19 protein-coding genes and 1 pseudogene are annotated in these 15678 nt (G+C 41.5%); 11 read left to right on the forward strand and 9 right to left on the reverse strand.

The window, feature by feature from the left end; genetic code table 11:
- Positions 1 to 299: hypothetical protein (locus H6G26_RS42045; RefSeq protein WP_206757534.1), on the forward strand; the 299-nt coding region annotated here is incomplete at its 5' end.
- A 53-nt stretch (positions 300 to 352) separates the two neighbouring features.
- The gene (gene glp / locus H6G26_RS09815; protein WP_190729077.1) at positions 353 to 1591 is read left to right on the forward strand and encodes a gephyrin-like molybdotransferase Glp; all 1239 of its coding nucleotides are present in this window, start codon (positions 353 to 355) and stop codon (positions 1589 to 1591) included.
- 81 nt (positions 1592 to 1672) lie between these two features.
- Here the strand turns inward: glp and H6G26_RS09820 are convergent, their stop codons facing one another.
- Complete coding sequence (locus H6G26_RS09820; RefSeq protein ID WP_190729078.1) at positions 1673 to 2905, reverse strand: cysteine desulfurase-like protein; 1233 nt, start codon at positions 2903 to 2905, stop codon at positions 1673 to 1675.
- A gap of 467 nt (positions 2906 to 3372) precedes the next feature.
- Between H6G26_RS09820 and H6G26_RS09825 the strand changes: the two genes are divergently transcribed.
- Positions 3373 to 3594 (forward strand): DUF4327 family protein, encoded by a 222-nt coding sequence (locus H6G26_RS09825; protein ID WP_190729194.1) that lies wholly within the window; start codon positions 3373 to 3375, stop codon positions 3592 to 3594.
- 362 nt (positions 3595 to 3956) lie between these two features.
- Here H6G26_RS09825 and H6G26_RS09830 read toward each other — a convergent pair whose 3' ends face one another.
- Positions 3957 to 4208, reverse strand: coding sequence for a hypothetical protein (locus tag H6G26_RS09830; RefSeq protein WP_190729203.1), 252 nt, complete (start codon positions 4206 to 4208; stop codon positions 3957 to 3959).
- 750 nt (positions 4209 to 4958) lie between these two features.
- On the opposite strand from H6G26_RS09830, the gene H6G26_RS09835 reads away from it, so the two are divergent.
- Positions 4959 to 9242, forward strand: coding sequence for a PAS domain S-box protein (locus H6G26_RS09835; protein WP_190729079.1), 4284 nt, complete (start codon positions 4959 to 4961; stop codon positions 9240 to 9242).
- A gap of 92 nt (positions 9243 to 9334) precedes the next feature.
- Here the strand turns inward: H6G26_RS09835 and H6G26_RS42050 are convergent, their stop codons facing one another.
- Positions 9335 to 9550: a hypothetical protein gene (locus tag H6G26_RS42050; RefSeq protein ID WP_206757535.1), complete on the reverse strand. Its 216-nt coding sequence runs from the start codon at positions 9548 to 9550 to the stop codon at positions 9335 to 9337.
- A 124-nt stretch (positions 9551 to 9674) separates the two neighbouring features.
- On the opposite strand from H6G26_RS42050, the pseudogene H6G26_RS09840 reads away from it, so the two are divergent.
- Positions 9675 to 9872, forward strand: a pseudogene (locus H6G26_RS09840) (IS630 family transposase); the annotation flags it as partial.
- Between the two features lie 44 nt (positions 9873 to 9916).
- Here H6G26_RS09840 and H6G26_RS09845 read toward each other — a convergent pair.
- The 5 genes from H6G26_RS09845 to ndhC form a co-directional block, all read right to left on the reverse strand.
- Positions 9917 to 10189 carry a hypothetical protein gene (locus tag H6G26_RS09845; protein WP_190729080.1) on the reverse strand — a complete coding sequence of 91 codons (273 nt, stop codon included), beginning with the start codon at positions 10187 to 10189 and terminating at the stop codon, positions 9917 to 9919.
- 77 nt (positions 10190 to 10266) lie between these two features.
- A complete protein-coding gene (locus H6G26_RS42455; protein WP_229559846.1) occupies positions 10267 to 10416 on the reverse strand; it encodes an SUMF1/EgtB/PvdO family nonheme iron enzyme in 150 nt (49 codons plus the stop codon).
- 164 nt (positions 10417 to 10580) lie between these two features.
- On the reverse strand, positions 10581 to 11111 hold the full coding sequence (locus H6G26_RS09855) for an NAD(P)H-quinone oxidoreductase subunit J (protein WP_190729081.1): 531 nt from the start codon (positions 11109 to 11111) through the stop codon (positions 10581 to 10583).
- On the reverse strand, positions 11104 to 11841 hold the full coding sequence (gene ndhK / locus H6G26_RS09860) for a photosynthetic/respiratory NAD(P)H-quinone oxidoreductase subunit K (RefSeq protein ID WP_190729082.1): 738 nt from the start codon (positions 11839 to 11841) through the stop codon (positions 11104 to 11106). Before ndhK ends, H6G26_RS09855 begins: the two co-directional genes overlap by 8 nt.
- Positions 11832 to 12194: a photosynthetic/respiratory NAD(P)H-quinone oxidoreductase subunit C gene (ndhC, locus tag H6G26_RS09865; RefSeq protein ID WP_073644368.1), complete on the reverse strand. Its 363-nt coding sequence runs from the start codon at positions 12192 to 12194 to the stop codon at positions 11832 to 11834. The genes ndhK and ndhC overlap by 10 nt, the downstream gene beginning before the upstream one ends.
- Positions 12195 to 12534: 340 nt before the next feature.
- Here ndhC and H6G26_RS09870 point away from each other — a divergent pair, with 340 nt between their 5' ends.
- From H6G26_RS09870 to H6G26_RS09895, 6 genes are all read left to right on the forward strand, one after another.
- The gene (locus H6G26_RS09870) at positions 12535 to 12870 is read left to right on the forward strand and encodes a rubredoxin (protein ID WP_100899268.1); all 336 of its coding nucleotides are present in this window, start codon (positions 12535 to 12537) and stop codon (positions 12868 to 12870) included.
- A 462-nt stretch (positions 12871 to 13332) separates the two neighbouring features.
- Positions 13333 to 14352 (forward strand): photosynthesis system II assembly factor Ycf48, encoded by a 1020-nt coding sequence (locus tag H6G26_RS09875; protein ID WP_190729083.1) that lies wholly within the window; start codon positions 13333 to 13335, stop codon positions 14350 to 14352.
- Between the two features lie 187 nt (positions 14353 to 14539).
- Complete coding sequence (psbE, locus tag H6G26_RS09880; protein WP_094348030.1) at positions 14540 to 14788, forward strand: cytochrome b559 subunit alpha; 249 nt, start codon at positions 14540 to 14542, stop codon at positions 14786 to 14788.
- A 9-nt stretch (positions 14789 to 14797) separates the two neighbouring features.
- Complete coding sequence (psbF, locus tag H6G26_RS09885; RefSeq protein WP_015115279.1) at positions 14798 to 14935, forward strand: cytochrome b559 subunit beta; 138 nt, start codon at positions 14798 to 14800, stop codon at positions 14933 to 14935.
- A gap of 8 nt (positions 14936 to 14943) precedes the next feature.
- Complete coding sequence (locus H6G26_RS09890) at positions 14944 to 15066, forward strand: photosystem II reaction center protein L (protein ID WP_012411802.1); 123 nt, start codon at positions 14944 to 14946, stop codon at positions 15064 to 15066.
- Between the two features lie 70 nt (positions 15067 to 15136).
- Positions 15137 to 15256 (forward strand): photosystem II reaction center protein J, encoded by a 120-nt coding sequence (locus tag H6G26_RS09895; RefSeq protein ID WP_012411803.1) that lies wholly within the window; start codon positions 15137 to 15139, stop codon positions 15254 to 15256.
- 225 nt (positions 15257 to 15481) lie between these two features.
- Here H6G26_RS09895 and psaI read toward each other — a convergent pair whose 3' ends face one another.
- The gene (psaI, locus tag H6G26_RS09900) at positions 15482 to 15592 is read right to left on the reverse strand and encodes a photosystem I reaction center subunit VIII (RefSeq protein ID WP_190729084.1); all 111 of its coding nucleotides are present in this window, start codon (positions 15590 to 15592) and stop codon (positions 15482 to 15484) included.
- Positions 15593 to 15678: the final 86 nt, after the last annotated feature.

Raw genomic sequence — 15678 nt, forward strand, 5'->3', positions numbered from 1 at the left:
GTGATGTTTTTTCTGTCAGACGTTCCGCGATTACAACTATCGCTATAAATACCCCAGGCATCAATCTTTTTAGTTATCTCACCCCATTCAGATTAAGAAAACCAATCATTATAACACAAAATCAATTCTGCAAGAGGTCTAATAGAGATGCAGCAGGCACAAAGCAAATACTAGATTTAAGCAACAATTCGGTTCAGGTATCCAAAGTCCCCGAAGGAAGCATAATTATAGGTTTACTAGCAGTATGGAGTTTAGGATTTAGCCTCAAGCAGAAATTCAATCCAAAATCCAAAATCTAAAATTGCTAAGTGTTACTTTACAGGGATAAAGGTAAAAATCGGAGGCGATCGCTATGGTATCAGTCAGCGATGCACAAGCAATTATTTTAAATTTAGTACAACCGTTGGATCACCAGCGTGATACAGAAGTTATCGATTTATTAATAGCCGATAGCCGGATTTTGGCAAAACCTGTCACCAGTCCGCTAGATTTTCCCCATTGGGATAATTCGGCAATGGATGGCTACGCAGTTCGCTACGAAGATGTACAGCATAGTAGCGAAAACCCAGCCGTTTTAGAAATTGTTGAAGATATTCCGGCTGGGTATCAGCCCAAATCCACGATTCAACCAGGGCAAACTGCACGGATTTTTACAGGTGCAGTGATCCCAGGCGGTGCGGATACTGTAGTTATGCAAGAAAAGACACGCCGGGAGGAAAACCGCGTATTTATTCTAGATGCGCCAAAACCGCAAGAATTTGTCAGACACAAAGCATCTTTTTACCAATCTGGAACACAATTACTACCAGCCGGAATTAAGTTAAATGCCCCAGAAATAGCCGTATTGGCGGCAGCACAATGTCCACAAGTAAATGTTTACCGCCGTCCGCGTGTGGCAATTTTTTCCACTGGTGATGAGTTGATGACAGTTGATCAACCCTTGCAACCAGGGCAAATTGTGGATTCTAATCAGTATGCGCTAGCAGCTTTGGTGAGACAAAGTGGCGCAGAACCAATACTTTTAGGCATAGTCAAAGATGATCCAGTTGCCTTAGAGAAAGTCATTGCTCACGCCGTCGCGATCGCTGATATAGTTCTCTCTTCTGGTGGTGTCTCAGTGGGGGATTATGACTATGTTGATAAAATTTTAGAGTCATTAAGAGCAAAAATCCACATTCGATCTGTGGAAATGAGGCCGGGGAAACCCCTTACCGTGGCCACTTTCCCAACTCAAACCTCCCCACTCTACTTTGGTTTACCAGGAAACCCTGCTGCTGTATTGGTGACATTTTGGCGGTTTGTGCTACCAGCAATCAAGAAACTTTCGGGAATTACTGAAGGTTGGGAACCAGTATTTTTGAAAGTGCGATCGCATGATGAATTGCGATCAAATGGCAAGCGCGAAACTTACCTTTGGGGTAAATTGCATTTAATTAATGGAGTATACGAATTTCATCAAGCTGGCGGTAGTCAAAGTTCCGGCAATTTAATTAATTTAGCTCAAACCAATGCTTTAGCTGTTCTCCCGGTAGGTAAAACATTAATTTACCCACAAGAAGAGGTGCAAGTTTTGCAACTTAGTAATGGGTAATAGAGAGTGGAGAATAGGAGGCAGGGGGAGCAGGGGGAGAAGAACAATTTATGATTATTCACCAATGCCCAATGCCCAATCTTAAAATACTTGCTCAAAAGCTTCAATCAAGCTGTTAACTTCCTCAAGTGTGTTATAATGCACCATACTCACCCGGACTATTCCACCTTGAGACGCTAAACCCAGGTAATCAATCAGCCGTTTAGCATAAAAGTCTCCGTAGCGAATTGCAATATAATGTTGGTCAATTTTTGCCGGAATGGTTGAGCTATTTATTCCATCTACTACAAAAGATATAGTTGGCACACGAAATTGACGGTCAGCTTTTGATTGACCAATTACTCGCACATTAGATTTGCTGTTGAGGTAATTTAAGAGGCGATCGCTAATATGTTCTTCATGTATGCTAATTAAATCAAACGCCTGTACCATTTGATTTCTCAAGTCAGGTGCAGTTTGATTGCCGTAGTGCAGTTGTGCTAACTCACTTAAATAATCACATAAACCCAACATCCCATAACTCAATTCAAAATTGACATTCCCTAACTGAAATTTATAAGGTATATCTGTTTGCTCAATAAAATAATGGTTAAGACCAGGTAATCTTAATAAATGTTCTTCTTTGCCATAAAGTAAAGCATGGTGTGGCCCATAGACCTTATAACAACTAAAAGTATAAAAATCAACATCCAAATCTTGGACATCAACTAATCTATGGGGTGCATAAGCTACACCATCCACACAAATCATTGCGTTGCGATCGTGTACAAATGCAGCAATTTCTTTAATAGGATTGATGGTTCCCAAAACATTAGAAGCATGAGTCAAGGCTACTAGTTTTGTACGCTGACTCATCAATGGTTCTAAATCTGCTAAATGAAGTTCCAAGGTATCTGGGCGAATTTGCCACACTTTAACCCTCATTCCTTGTTTTTCAAGAGCCACCCAAGCACCAATATTGGCCTCATGGTCACAATTAGTAACAATAATTTCATCACCAGGTGTAAAGGTTTGACCAAGACAAATAGAAAGAACTTTCAACATCATTGTGGTAGATGGGCCCATAACCACTTCTTTATAAGAATTGGCGTTAATGAAAGTAGCCATTCCCCTAGTTGCTAAAGCCAATCGTTCTCCTGCAAGTTGAGAAACTGCATAAGAAGCTCCCAACTGGACATCAGAAGTCAGGAGAAACTCGCTAATTCTATCTACTACTTTTTTCAGCGTTTGTGATCCGCCAGCATTATCAAAAAAAGTCCATTCACCAGCTAGGGCGGGAAAATATTGGCGAACTTTATCAACATTCAGGAGCATAGTATAAGTTTTTTGGAGAATGTTCTTTATCTTTACCCTAGCCTACCTTTTGGCAAGCCGCCTAGAGAGCATCTAGATTCTCTCTTGATGTTTACAGCTTGTTGTGCCAGTCTTCTGACTCTGTAATAATCTCTCTACAGAGGGTATATTTGGAGACTCAAAGAAGATATTACTAAAATATAGTAGTTCCAGAATAGGTAAAGTATAGAAAAAAATAATTAATCACGGATAAACACGGTTACTCATAGGGACAAGGGATTATCGTGTACCTCATTCAAGTGAGAATCACTATATCTAAGTTCTTGTAAGGATTAATGTCTTGATTCTTCACAATTCTCGCCAGTTTTATTTGATAAGTTTAAGGTAGAGCCAAAGCAACTATTGTTTTGATTCAGGCGGAGATCGTTGAAGCAGGAATCACCCGACTTTGAGTCGTGTGAGGTTCAATGAAAACAAAGGAACGAGCTATGAACATTACGGTTGAATACGACATTGAGGTTATCAAGGAAGAAGCACTTCAACTTGTTAAAAAGAGACTTGTTAACCGTCAGCAGCCAATTTATACCCTCTGTAAATATATTCCTTATCGTAACTGGGTTAATTTTGAACTTGAGTTAGAAAAAAACGAATTTCTGCTTAGAGATAGAATTATCGATCTACTGAATCACGAATCGTGGGAAGATGATTGAGGCTACATCTAAAAGCTGAATCTTATTAACGGCATTCCGATAAAATTAAAATTAAAAATTCATTTTTCAGCATTAAAAACCCTCGAATTGAGTCGGGGGTTATAAACAAGAGATTATTAAAGTTGTAATAAATATTTATAAAAAGGCGTCAGGAAAACCCATTCTTTTTAAAGATGGGATGAGAGACGCACTGACACTGTTGACGGTTGACGTTTAACAGTCAACAGTCAACATTTACGTGTTATTCCATCCCCTTTTAGGGGTGGGATGAGCTTAAGAATAGGTTAGGTGCTTGAAAAGAAAACTATGACTAGTACAGGTCAGCGTAAATAAACATAACACACCCTATCAGCGACTTAGTATTAGGCAGACATCTCTTCTAACTCTATCCATTCGTTGATAGATTGCCATTGCCTTGCGTAAACAGTAGTATTTCTACGTTTTTCTTTTTGGGGCTTGCTAGATAGTTTCCCTATGACAGCTTCGGTGAATGAACTGGATTGGTTCAGATTATAAACAGGCATTTCTTGCCAGCAGTGGCGGCAAAACCAGTAACTCTCTGCACCGCGTATATGCTCTAAAAGTAGATTTGAACAGCAAGGACAGTAATTCATATTTTTCTAAAATCCTGTTAATAAAAGTGTTATTGCAAATCAGGGCAGCCAGTTGACAAGCCCATAGATATTTAAAACCAGGTGTCTATATTTGGACTATAAGGTTTAAATATGAGGAACTTGTGAAGAAAGTTAAAATATTTAATAGTCTCGTATAAATTATATTTTTTATTTAAGTAATATTCTCAAGAAGAGGCAGGGGGAAGGGGGCAGGGAGCGGGAGGATATGCTCCCTGACTCCTACCGTGGAATGAAGAGAGGAACATGGGTTTGAGTTCCCCACTTCTATTAAGTGGTTCTCGTACCCTACGGGAAGCTAGCGCAATAGGTGGGGTTGAATCCCCATCTGAATTATCCCCCTTGCTCCCTGCTCCCCTGCCTCTTTGTCAATATTTACACTCACCAAATTAATTTCAAAGGTTTCAGACTAACAAAACTACCAAAACCATCAATTAAGTTAATGTATTGAGATGGATGGTCTGCTATCTCTAATTTGACAATAGAATGAGTTTAGCGGCTCTAAAATTCTATCTACTTACTGGTTTATTTATTAACTTACATTGTGTCCACATATATTAGGCATTCTAATATTGAAATGGCGAATTTATCAATATAGTTAATCCAAGTTGATTGATAGTTAATTGCACCAAAATAATTCCTGATTTTCAACAGCTTACTTTTTCTGATTCTCACTAGCTTTTACTAGTTCGTTTTGATATCAAAAAGATCATTAAAATCGACTAATTAACTATGCGGTTCAACGATCAACTGATTAACTTACCTAGCTTAAATCATGTTATTAATCGTTCTCCCTTAACGATTAACCCTGAAAGTTTTGTAGTTGAAGCTATTATCTTGATGACTCAGGAAAGATGTAGTAATTATGCACCTACTAGTTTAAATTCGTCATTAGATTTAGGCTCCAGAAGTCAACCATCTAGTTGTGTCTTGGTTTTGGAAGAAGCAAATTTATTAGGCATTTTTACTGAAAAAGATGTACTGAGACTTATAGCTTCTGGAATGGACTTATCCAAGCTGACAATTGCTGAAGTGATGACGCAGCCAGTGGTTACCCTTAAAGAATCAGAAATTGGGGATATTTTCATTGCCTTATCCTTATTGCGTCAGCATCAGACTAATTATTTGCCCGTTTTGGACGATCGCGGACAATTAATAGGAATCATTACCCAGACTAGCTTGCTACAAGCCTTCGACATAGTAAAAATGGTTGGAGTCGTTGAAGGATTGCAGCAATACTTACAAAAACCTAGAGATGAATTCAGGCAGGTTAATCAGTCAATTGAGATAGAGCAAGTCCGCTATCAAACTCAAAATAACTTAAGATTATGGGTTGAGGCACAATCGGCTGAAATCATGCAAGTTAATCAGGAACTTCAGCAAGCCCTCGAAGAACTCCAGGTTGTAGAAGAAGAACTGCGCGAACAAAACGAAGAGTTGGCCGTTGCCCGCGAGCTAGTAGAATTGGAGCGCCAGCGTTACCAGGATTTGTTTGAATTCGCTCCAGATGGTTATTTGGTCACTGATACAACAGGAATTATTCAAGAGGCTAACCGAGCAGCAGCCATTTTGCTGGCTGTACGCCAAAAATATTTGGTAAACAAACCATTAATTTTATTTATTGCTCACCAAGACCGCAAGACTTTTACCATTCGACTAAATAATGAACAGCAGGAACAGCAGTGGGAAGCTTACCTAAAACCACGGGGAGGTACAGCTTTTCCGGCTAGTATTAGAGCCTCTGCCATGTACGATTCAGAGGGTAAACAAGTTGGCTGGCGCTGGTTACTGTGCGATATTAGCGACCGTCAGCAGGCAAAGGAAAGGCTGTGTAAAGCTTACGAGGAGTTGGAACAACGAGTGGCAGAACGGACAGCAGAACTTGTTACGTCCAATGTCCTATTGCAACAAGAAATTAGCGTTAGCGAAGCTGCCCGAAGGGAACGCCAACGCGCAGAACTTGCATTACAACAAAGCGAAAACCTCTATCGCCATCTCGTGGAAAGCCAAATTGACATAATTATTCGCATTGATTTGCAAGGGCAAATTACCTTTACCAATGCGGTAGCTTGTCAAACCTTTGGCCGGAAAGAAGATGAGTTGCGTGGTCAATCATTTTTTCAGTTTCTTCATCCAGATGACTTGCCTGAAGCGATGGAAGATATAACAAATTTAGAATCTTCATCCCATCCTTTGACTAATCATGAGCGACGTGCATTCACAGTCAAAGGTATCCGTTGGTTTCAATGGAATGCGATCGCAATTCATAATGACAAAGGAGAGGTTGTTGAAATCCAAGGGGTAGGCAGAGATATTACCGAAAGGCAAACCGCGCTACAGGAATGCCAACTTGCCGAAGCCGCACTGCGTCAAAGCGAGGAGAAATTTCGCAATTTTGTCGAAAACACCCATGCCATCATTAGTATTATTAGCCCAGATTCATTCCATCCCTTGTACATTAGTCCTGCTTATGAGAATATTTGGGGCCGCTCTTGCCAAAGTCTTTACGACCAGCCAGACTCTTGGCTAGAGGCAATTCATCCAGACGACTGTGATTGCGCTACCAAATCAGTAGAGCAACTACTTAATGCTAAATCTAGTTCAGCAGAATATCGAATTTTGCGACCTGATAACTCGGTGCGCTGGATTTGGAATCGGGGTTTTGCTGTCTATGATGGCCAAGGAGAAGTTGACTACTATGGTTGCATTGCCGAAGATATCACCGAGCGCAAACTGTCCGAAGATTCATTGCGCCAGAGTGAGGAGAAATTTCGCACTATTGCCGAAAATATCCACGCAGCCATCTGGATTGCTGATCCAGATTCATTCCGAACCTTGTACGTTAGTCCTGGTTATGAAAAAATTTGGGGTCGCTCTTGTCGCAATCTATTGGATCACCCTGAGTCCTGGATAGACAGCATTCTTCCAGACGATCGCGACATTACAACCATTGCAGCAAAGCAACAGCTTAATGGTGAATCCGCTTCAATAGAATATCGAATTTTGCGACCTGATGGATCGATGCGCTGGATCTGGGATCGGAGCTTTACTGTCTATGATGACCAAGGAAAAGTTCAGTACTATGGTGGCATCGCCGAAGATATTACCGAACGCAAACTGGCCGAAGAGTCACTGCAAGAAAGTGAAGCGCGATTGAGTTTAGCTACCGAAGCTGTTCAAATAGGGATATGGGATCGGAACCTGATCGCCAATACTGCTGTTTGGTCTGCCAATATGGGGCCACTTTATGGTCTACCTGCCAACACCTTGTGTCCAACCTTTGAAGACTATCTTAATTTAGTCCATCCAGAAGACCGTGAATCTGTAGCTGCGAGTATAGATTGGATGATTAAGGAAGGAAAAGGATCTATAGAATATCGGATTGTCTGGCCCGACGGTAGCCTACACTGGTTAAACTGCAAAGGTCAGGTTTACTATAACGAAATCGGTCAGCCGATTCGGATAATTGGCACAAATAGGGATGTCACTGAGAGCAAACTGGCAAAACAAAAAATCTCTGAACAAGCCGCTCTACTTGATATTGCCACCGATGCCATATTAGTTCGAGATTTCCAGTCTCAACTCTTATTCTGGAATAAAGGCGCAGAGCGGATGTACGGTTGGCTTTCTACAGAAGTTATGGGAAAAGACCTCCAGGAGATTTTGTACTCAGCAGAAACTCAGCAGCAACTAGAAGTACCGTTAAAAAGGGTAGTTGAGAGTGGCTCGTGGCAAGGCGAGTTATCTCAAGTTACCAAATCCGGTAAGGAAATTGTTGTAGAAAGTCGCTGGACATTGATGCGTGATGCTGAAGGAGAACCTAAATCTATCCTTACTGTTGACACTGACATCACCGAAAAGAAACAACTTGAAGAACAGTTTTTTCGCACCCAGCGATTAGAAAGCCTTGGTACTCTTGCAGGTGGTATTGCCCACGACTTGAACAATATATTGACACCAATTTTGGCCGCAGTTCAATTGCTACAGGGAACATTTTTCCAAGACGACCAAGAGCGTTTTGAGCAAATGTTGTCACTTGTAGAAACCAACGCCAAACGTGGAGCAGCTTTAGTGAAGCGAATCTTGTCCTTTGCGCAAGGATTTAAAGGAGAGCGGACAATTATCCAAATTGAGTACCTGATTTCAGAAATTATCCAAATTGCTAAACAGACATTTCCCAAATCTATTAAATTTTCTACGGTTATTCCAGAACACATTTGGGCTATCACTGGAGACACCACACAACTGCATCAAGTGTTGATGAATCTGGTAGTAAATGCCCGCGATGCTTTACCAGATGGCGGCAATATCGAAATTTCTGTGGAAAATAAGTTTATTGATGAAGCTTATACCAGAATGAATCTCGATGCTAAAGTTGGGTCTTATATTGTGATTACCGTTGCAGATAACGGAATTGGCATACCACCAGACGTATTAAATAGAATTTTTGAGCCATTTTTTACTACAAAAGATGTTAATACAGGTACGGGGCTTGGCCTTTCAACAGTGCTTGGCATTATTAGAAGCCATGATGGTTTTATCAAAGTGTCTAACAATGTTAGTAGTGGCAGCAAATTTGACTTATTTTTACCAGCAGTGGCAGCAACCCAAGGCTTCAGCATAGAAGAGATGGATTTGCTACCAGGACAGGGAGAATTGATTTTGATTGTAGATGATGAAGCCCAAATTCGAGAGATTGCCACAATTATCCTGGAAAACCACAACTATAAGATACTAACTGCCAGTAATGGCATAGAGGCGATCGCACTTTATGCCCAACACAAGCATCAAATCAATGCCGTATTGATGGATATAATGATGCCGGACATGGACGGAATCACCACTATTCGCACCTTGCAAAAAATAAACAAGCAGGTTCAAATTATTGCCTGTAGCGGACTGAATTTAATGCAAGTCTTTGCTCAAGCTGCTGATGCTAATGTGCAAGCAGTTTTATTAAAACCCTATACGGCCAAAGAATTATTGAAAAGTTTACACCACCTATTCAGAAGCTAGTACCGCAAGGCGGAAGTCAAAAGTCAAAAGTATTATGGAATAAGCTCTTTAGGGATTTTCAATGGTTGTTCTATTTACGCAACCGTGACATATTAGTGGGACTTAGACAAAAAGTAGCCAGAAAAAACCATCAAACGTACATACAGAAAGACTTTGACACCGTTTTGACTAGTTTGTTGATATATAGGAATCATATTTGATTTCTGAAAAAAGCTACGAGATAATACGGAGAAATATATCTGTCTAACAGCGAACCATGATAAACCAGCATCTACAAGGCGCGATCCCTGCGGTGTTCTCGTTGCCATCGCAGAACTACAAGAATTTATAGATGATCGCCCAGATGCGCGTGAGGTGAGGAAAGCATTGGCAGTAAAACTGGTTTATCAAGGCTACAAGTATGAGGAAATTCAAACAATTTTAGATGTGTCACGCTTTGCTCCGAATTGCCCGTCACAAAATCCCATTGAGGATATTTAGTTACAAGCTAAAACCTGGGTGCGACGTTTTTGTGCTTTGATTCCTTCATTCTCTCATCTCAAATGGATGTTTCAGTGCTTTATCCAACACACTACCTTTGATTTTTCCACTCTTCAAATGTACGGAGCTTTTTCAGAAATCAAATATTAGTCCTATATCAATACGTTTGGGTTGAAGGTAAATTTTAAAGCCTATTAAGAACCTTGCAAAAGCTCATTGATTGAACTTATACTCTGTTTAATCTGTTCTATCAGAGGAGTTCTTAATAAGTTAAGAGTTTCGTCTGAAAGGTTGAGTAATCCCAAAGCATATAACAAGCTCGAGATCCCAATAAATAGAGCCAAAAATCTACCAAAACAACCGGGATTAATTTCAATAAAACCTAATTTAGATTGCCCAATGACAGCAATGGTTATAAAAACAATCCCTGCTATTATAAATGCGTTACTCGAAGTTAAATCTGTCATTTAATTATATTAAGATACCTCTGTAGTTTTATTGTAACTATTATTAATTCAAATTAAAAGTGCGGAGAATCATGCAGTTAATCAAGCGCTACCATCACTGGGTGCGCCGTTGTAATTGTCATGTCAGTTATTTTAATACCATCCGAAATATTCCCGTGCATATTATATAAACCAAAGGCATTAGCTGGAAAACTACCGACTGGTACTGAGCATTTTGGACATTGCACCAAGTACGATACTTACCTCTTCCTTGCTCCACGAACCTTTGCGCCCCTACCCTACGGAGGCGTTTGCGTAGCGTCTCGTAGAAAAGCGCCTATGCATTAAAAAAACTACCCCTCTCCGCCACCGGAAAGGGGTTAATCACTGCTGAAACTCAGCACTTAGCAGTTTAATAAGCGTCTTGCAACTCGTAGAAATCAGGCGAAATGTAATCCTTCCGCAAAGGCCAACCTACCCAATCTTCCGGCATCAAAAGCCGTTTGAGATTTGGGTGTCCTTCGTAGATAATGCCGAACATATCGTAAGACTCGCGCTCTTGCCAATCTGCTGTCTTCCAAATCCAGTACAGAGAAGGGACTACGGGGTTTTCCCGTGGTAAGAACACCTTAACTCGCACTTCTTCGGGGCGATCGCTATTATCACCCACTTTAATCAAGTGATACACACTCACCAATTCCTGTCCTGGCCCAAGGTCAACGCCACCTTGAAACTGGAGATAATTAAACCCGTAAGCATAAAGGGCTGTAGCGGTAGGAAGCAAGAAATCTGCCGCCACCTTAATTATCTCTACACCATTCTTATCCGGTGCTAGAAACTCATGGTCAAAGCCATTTTCCGTCAACCACTGGGAAATTTTACCCGCTTGTACCAATGACTCTTCTTTCTCTGCTGGTACTGGTTTAGATTCTTCTTCAGCCACGGGTTTGTTCCTCCTTTTGCGCCTTTTCTGTCAGCAGTGCAGGTGGTATCGGCATACCGATCGCTTCTGCCAATTCCTTCGGTGGTGCAGAGCGAGTTGCTGATTGCAAATACTTACCAGTTAAGATTTCCTCTACTGGCTTCAGGTTATGAGTCGTGCTGTAGTAGCGGTGGGTTTGCTTAATTTTATCCCGCTCTTGCATCGATTCATTAGAGATTTTCTTCCGCAGCTTGATGATTGCGTCGATAATTGCTTCTGGACGGGGAGGACAACCAGGCAAATACACATCTACAGGAATCAGTTTATCGACTCCGCGCACTGCCGTGGTGGAATCAGCGCTGAACATACCGCCAGTAATTGTGCAAGCACCCATCGCAATTACATACTTTGGCTCTGGCATTTGTTCATAAAGACGCACCAGTTGGGGGGCCATCTTCATATTAATAGTCCCTGCCGTAATAATTAAATCGGCTTGGCGGGGGCTAGAACGGGGAATTAGTCCAAAACGGTCAAAGTCAAATCGGGAACCAATTAAAGCTGCAAACTCAATAAAGCAGCAAGCAGTACCAAATAGCAACGGCCAAAGACTAGAAAGCCGCGCCCAGTCGTAGAGATCATCAACCGTCGTCAGAATGACGTTTTCTGAAAGGTCTTGAGTAATTGTAGTCCGCTCAATGGGGTTGATGATTCGTTCTTTGCCCTGGGTTGTTAAGTTAGAATTCAAGACCATTCCAAAGCTCCTTTACGCCACGCGTAAACTAAAGCGACTACAAGAATTGCAATAAAGACTAGCGCTTCAATAAATGCTAATAGCCCCAAACGGTGGAAAGCTACCGCCCAAGGATACAAGAAAACAGTCTCCACATCAAAGACGACGAAGACCAAAGCAAACATGTAGTAGCGAATGTTGAACTGAATCCAGGCTCCCCCGATGGGTTCCATGCCAGATTCGTAGGTGGTGCGCCGTTCTGGGCTGTAACCACTGGGTCGTAGGAGCTTGGAAGCTGAGAGCGCTAAGGCAGGAACTAGGCTACAGACTATGAAGAAGCCTAGAAGGTACTCGTAACCGCTGAGGACAAACACAATGAGTATCTACCGTTTATGGAGTATTTTAAGTTGGGAGTGGGGAGTTGGGAGTGGGGAAAGGGGAGATGAGGGAGCAGGGGGAGCAGGGGGAGAATAACTATTGATTTTTAACTAATGCCCAATGCCCAATGCCCCATACCCAATACCCAATACCCAATACCCAATCCCTTGAATTACGTTACTTTCTTTTACATTATATCTGTTTGGTTTTTCTGAAATCTGGGAAACAGATACACTTCAAGTATTTAATTAGCTTTTGATAGTGATAGAAAAGCCTAACAATTATGTCATAATTTGTAACGTATATTTCAGATTTCTCCTCTGCGAGGCCCTAGCCATGAGCGAACCAGCTGTTGAGACTACGGTGTTAGACCGCTACGAGTGTCGCGCCTGCGGTTATGTTTACGAACCTGAAAAGGGAGACGACAAGGATGATATTCCTTCAGGGACATCCTTTGCAGAACTGCCCGTAAATTGGCGCTGTCCAGTTTGTAGTGCTAAAAAAACCGCTTTTGCCAACATTGGCCCCGCGGGTACTGCATCCGGCTTCAAAGAAAATCTCGGTTACGGTTTGGGTGTCAACAACCTAACGCCAACCCAAAAGAATATCCTAATTTTCGGTGCTTTGGCTCTTGGATTCTTGTTTTTTATCAGTCTCTACGGCTTACAATGACAGCCGTTATCTCAAAAACAGGGAGTAGTGAGTAGGGAAAGAGATTTTCATTATTGGTTGTGCGACTATAAATCACACAATTATGCTGTTTTACCTATTCTCAAGAGCCTTTAATTAAGCTAAAAATGCTCACTTTTGTTTACATTGATTAGCAGTGTATTCTCTGATAAAATATCAGAGATTCAGGTGAGAATGCGTAACGTCAAGCAACCTCTATACTGATAAGTTGCCTCTGAAGTGTTACAGCAAGTAATCGCAAATATGTTGCTTCTCAAAGCAAGAACCACGCTAGAAGCAAACAAGTAAGAGTGCATAGAACTTGTTTTTATGCATCGATTGATACACTTTGGTTGAGATTGAGCTGCTCAACTTATGTATTTGTTAGCAAATGTTAGCAAAAAAGTATCAGTAAACCTTTTAGAGAACAGCTACAGAAATTTAGAAACAAGTTAAGAAATACTAATGCATTCAATTGTGAAAGGTTGGCAACGAATAGCTGCCTTGTTGATAGTAGTCCTTATGTGCATAGGTTGTAGCAGAGTTCCTTCTGTTAGCTACAACCCTTGGAAAGTCATTTCTGTGCCAACAGACTCAAATCTCCTGGATATTGCTTTTACTAATAACCCTGAGCATGGCTACTTAGTAGGTAGCAATGCCACCCTATTGGAAACCAATGACGGTGGTAATACCTGGAAGCCAATAACACTGCAACTGGAGGAGCAAAAGTATCGCTTTGACTCGGTAAGTTTTGCAGGAAAAGAAGGCTGGATTGCCGGAGAGCCTGGACTGTTGCTGCACACTACCGATGAAGGTGCTTCTTGGTCGCGTATTCCCCTAAGTGAAAAGCTACCAGGTAGCCCGATCGCAGTTAAGGCACTAGCAAACAGCACAGCTGAGATGGCTACTGATGTAGGAGCCATATATAAAACCACAGACGGCGGCAAAAACTGGAAAGCCCAGGTAGAATCAGCAGTCGGTGTAGTGCGTAACTTAGAACGTTCTCCTGATGGCAAATATGTTGCCGTTTCCGCCAAGGGTAGTTTCTACTCGACTTGGGAACCGGGACAAGATGCTTGGGTACCCCATAACCGCAATAGTTCTCGGCGCGTAGAAAACATGGGTTTTGCTGAGAATGGGCAATTATGGTTACTAGCTAGGGGAGGTCAAATTCAGTTTAGTGACCCAACTAAACCTGAAGAATGGCAAGAGGCAAAATATCCAGAGTTATCCACCAGTTGGGGTTTACTGGATTTGGCATATCGCACACCCGATGAAATTTGGATAGGTGGCGGTAGTGGCAATTTGCTACGGAGTGGCGACGGTGGCAAAACCTGGGAAAAAGACCGTGAGGTAGAAGAAGTTGCTGCTAATTTGTATAAGATTGTCTTCTTAGAGCCAGAGCGGGGATTTATAATTGGCGATCGCGGCGTATTGCTCAAATATCTACCAAACCCTGAAACAACTTCTCCAGAAGCCGCTTAGTGAGTAAGAGGTAGAGGGAGTAGAGAGTCGGGAGTAGGGGAGATGAGGAAGAAATAAGCAATTCCGAATGCCCCATGCCCAATGCCTAACGTACAATTTCTGAGAAGAACTTTGCAACTTGTAACTCTTTCTTAACTTTGTAGGATAATAAACTCAATAACACTCTATGTATAAGGTAGGGATCTAAATGTCAGGTACCACTGGAGAACGTCCGTTTTCGGACATTATTACTAGCGTTCGTTACTGGGTAATTCACAGCATCACCATTCCGGCATTATTTATTGCTGGTTGGCTATTTGTCAGCACTGGACTGGCTTATGATGCTTTTGGCACACCCCGCCCCAACGAGTATTTCACACCAGCGCGGCAGGAAGTGCCGATTGTGAAGAACCGTTTTGAAGCTAAAAAACAAGTTGAAGAATTTATTGGAAAGTAGTTTGAGATCATGACTAGCGGAAACAACATCAATCAACCAGTTACCTATCCAATTTTTACCGTTAGATGGCTGGCAGTACACACATTAGGTGTACCAACTGTATTCTTTTTAGGCGCGATCGCCGCAATGCAATTTATTCAACGTTAGGAGCAATTATGGTAGAAAGATCGCCCAATCCCAATAATCAACCGGTTGAACTAAACCGGACTTCGCTATACCTAGGGCTACTACTAGTTTTCGTTCTGGGGATTCTGTTTTCCAGTTACTTCTTCAACTAAGTAGAAGTCCTGTTGTTAATTTTTGTTTATTGAACCTGTGTTGATTAGTTGTTAAGGGAGGAGAGAAGCTGTGTCTGGAAGTGGGAGAATTCCCCTGTGGGTCGTCGCTACGATCGCAGGTTTAGGTATAATTACAGTCTTGGGCATTTTCTTTTATGGTGCCTACGCCGGACTCGGTTCTTCGATTTAACATAAGTTAGTTTGAACCGAATACTATAAGTTAGAATTTTCTAGCATTTGTTGAGAAATCAACCTTAAAAAAACCGCCTGTCTCTATGAGATAGGCGGTATTAATTTTGGTCAATAGTCATTTGTTCTACCCTGCGGGTACTCCGTTGGAGAACTCGAAGAGTAGCCGCTGGTGCGTCTATGTCATTTGCAAATAAATAACTGATGACTAATGACCATGACTATATCAACCAATATCGTCTCTTTCAATGTATAAAAAGAAAAACGCGAAGGTCACGGCTGGGAAAACCAAACCAACGAGCGGAACTAAGATAGAAGGGATAAAGGAAGCTGCCATAGTAAAGGTTCCTGCTAAATAACACTACAATTCAAAATGAGCTTACTGCAAATTCTGCCAGATTTTTGAAATTCTTTCATATTTTT

It is taken from the genome of Nostoc sp. FACHB-888, assembly GCF_014696655.1.
In the GTDB taxonomy this organism is placed as follows: domain Bacteria; phylum Cyanobacteriota; class Cyanobacteriia; order Cyanobacteriales; family Nostocaceae; genus Nostoc.

What these genes read in the sequence shown, in the direction of transcription:
- psbF (WP_015115279.1), top strand. Translation starts at nt 14,798, where the DNA reads ATGACTAGCGGAAACAACATCAATCAACCAGTTACCTATCCAATTTTT.
- H6G26_RS09820 (WP_190729078.1), bottom strand. Translation starts at nt 2,905, where the DNA reads ATGCTCCTGAATGTTGATAAAGTTCGCCAATATTTTCCCGCCCTAGCT.
- H6G26_RS42050 (WP_206757535.1), bottom strand. Translation starts at nt 9,550, where the DNA reads ATGGCAACGAGAACACCGCAGGGATCGCGCCTTGTAGATGCTGGTTTA.
- ndhK (WP_190729082.1), bottom strand. Translation starts at nt 11,841, where the DNA reads ATGGTCTTGAATTCTAACTTAACAACCCAGGGCAAAGAACGAATCATC.
- H6G26_RS09830 (WP_190729203.1), bottom strand. Translation starts at nt 4,208, where the DNA reads ATGAATTACTGTCCTTGCTGTTCAAATCTACTTTTAGAGCATATACGC.
- H6G26_RS09835 (WP_190729079.1), top strand. Translation starts at nt 4,959, where the DNA reads ATGCGGTTCAACGATCAACTGATTAACTTACCTAGCTTAAATCATGTT.
- glp (WP_190729077.1), top strand. Translation starts at nt 353, where the DNA reads ATGGTATCAGTCAGCGATGCACAAGCAATTATTTTAAATTTAGTACAA.
- H6G26_RS09825 (WP_190729194.1), top strand. Translation starts at nt 3,373, where the DNA reads ATGAACATTACGGTTGAATACGACATTGAGGTTATCAAGGAAGAAGCA.
- H6G26_RS09875 (WP_190729083.1), top strand. Translation starts at nt 13,333, where the DNA reads ATGCATTCAATTGTGAAAGGTTGGCAACGAATAGCTGCCTTGTTGATA.
- H6G26_RS09870 (WP_100899268.1), top strand. Translation starts at nt 12,535, where the DNA reads ATGAGCGAACCAGCTGTTGAGACTACGGTGTTAGACCGCTACGAGTGT.
- H6G26_RS09890 (WP_012411802.1), top strand. Translation starts at nt 14,944, where the DNA reads ATGGTAGAAAGATCGCCCAATCCCAATAATCAACCGGTTGAACTAAAC.
- psbE (WP_094348030.1), top strand. Translation starts at nt 14,540, where the DNA reads ATGTCAGGTACCACTGGAGAACGTCCGTTTTCGGACATTATTACTAGC.
- psaI (WP_190729084.1), bottom strand. Translation starts at nt 15,592, where the DNA reads ATGGCAGCTTCCTTTATCCCTTCTATCTTAGTTCCGCTCGTTGGTTTG.
- H6G26_RS09845 (WP_190729080.1), bottom strand. Translation starts at nt 10,189, where the DNA reads ATGACAGATTTAACTTCGAGTAACGCATTTATAATAGCAGGGATTGTT.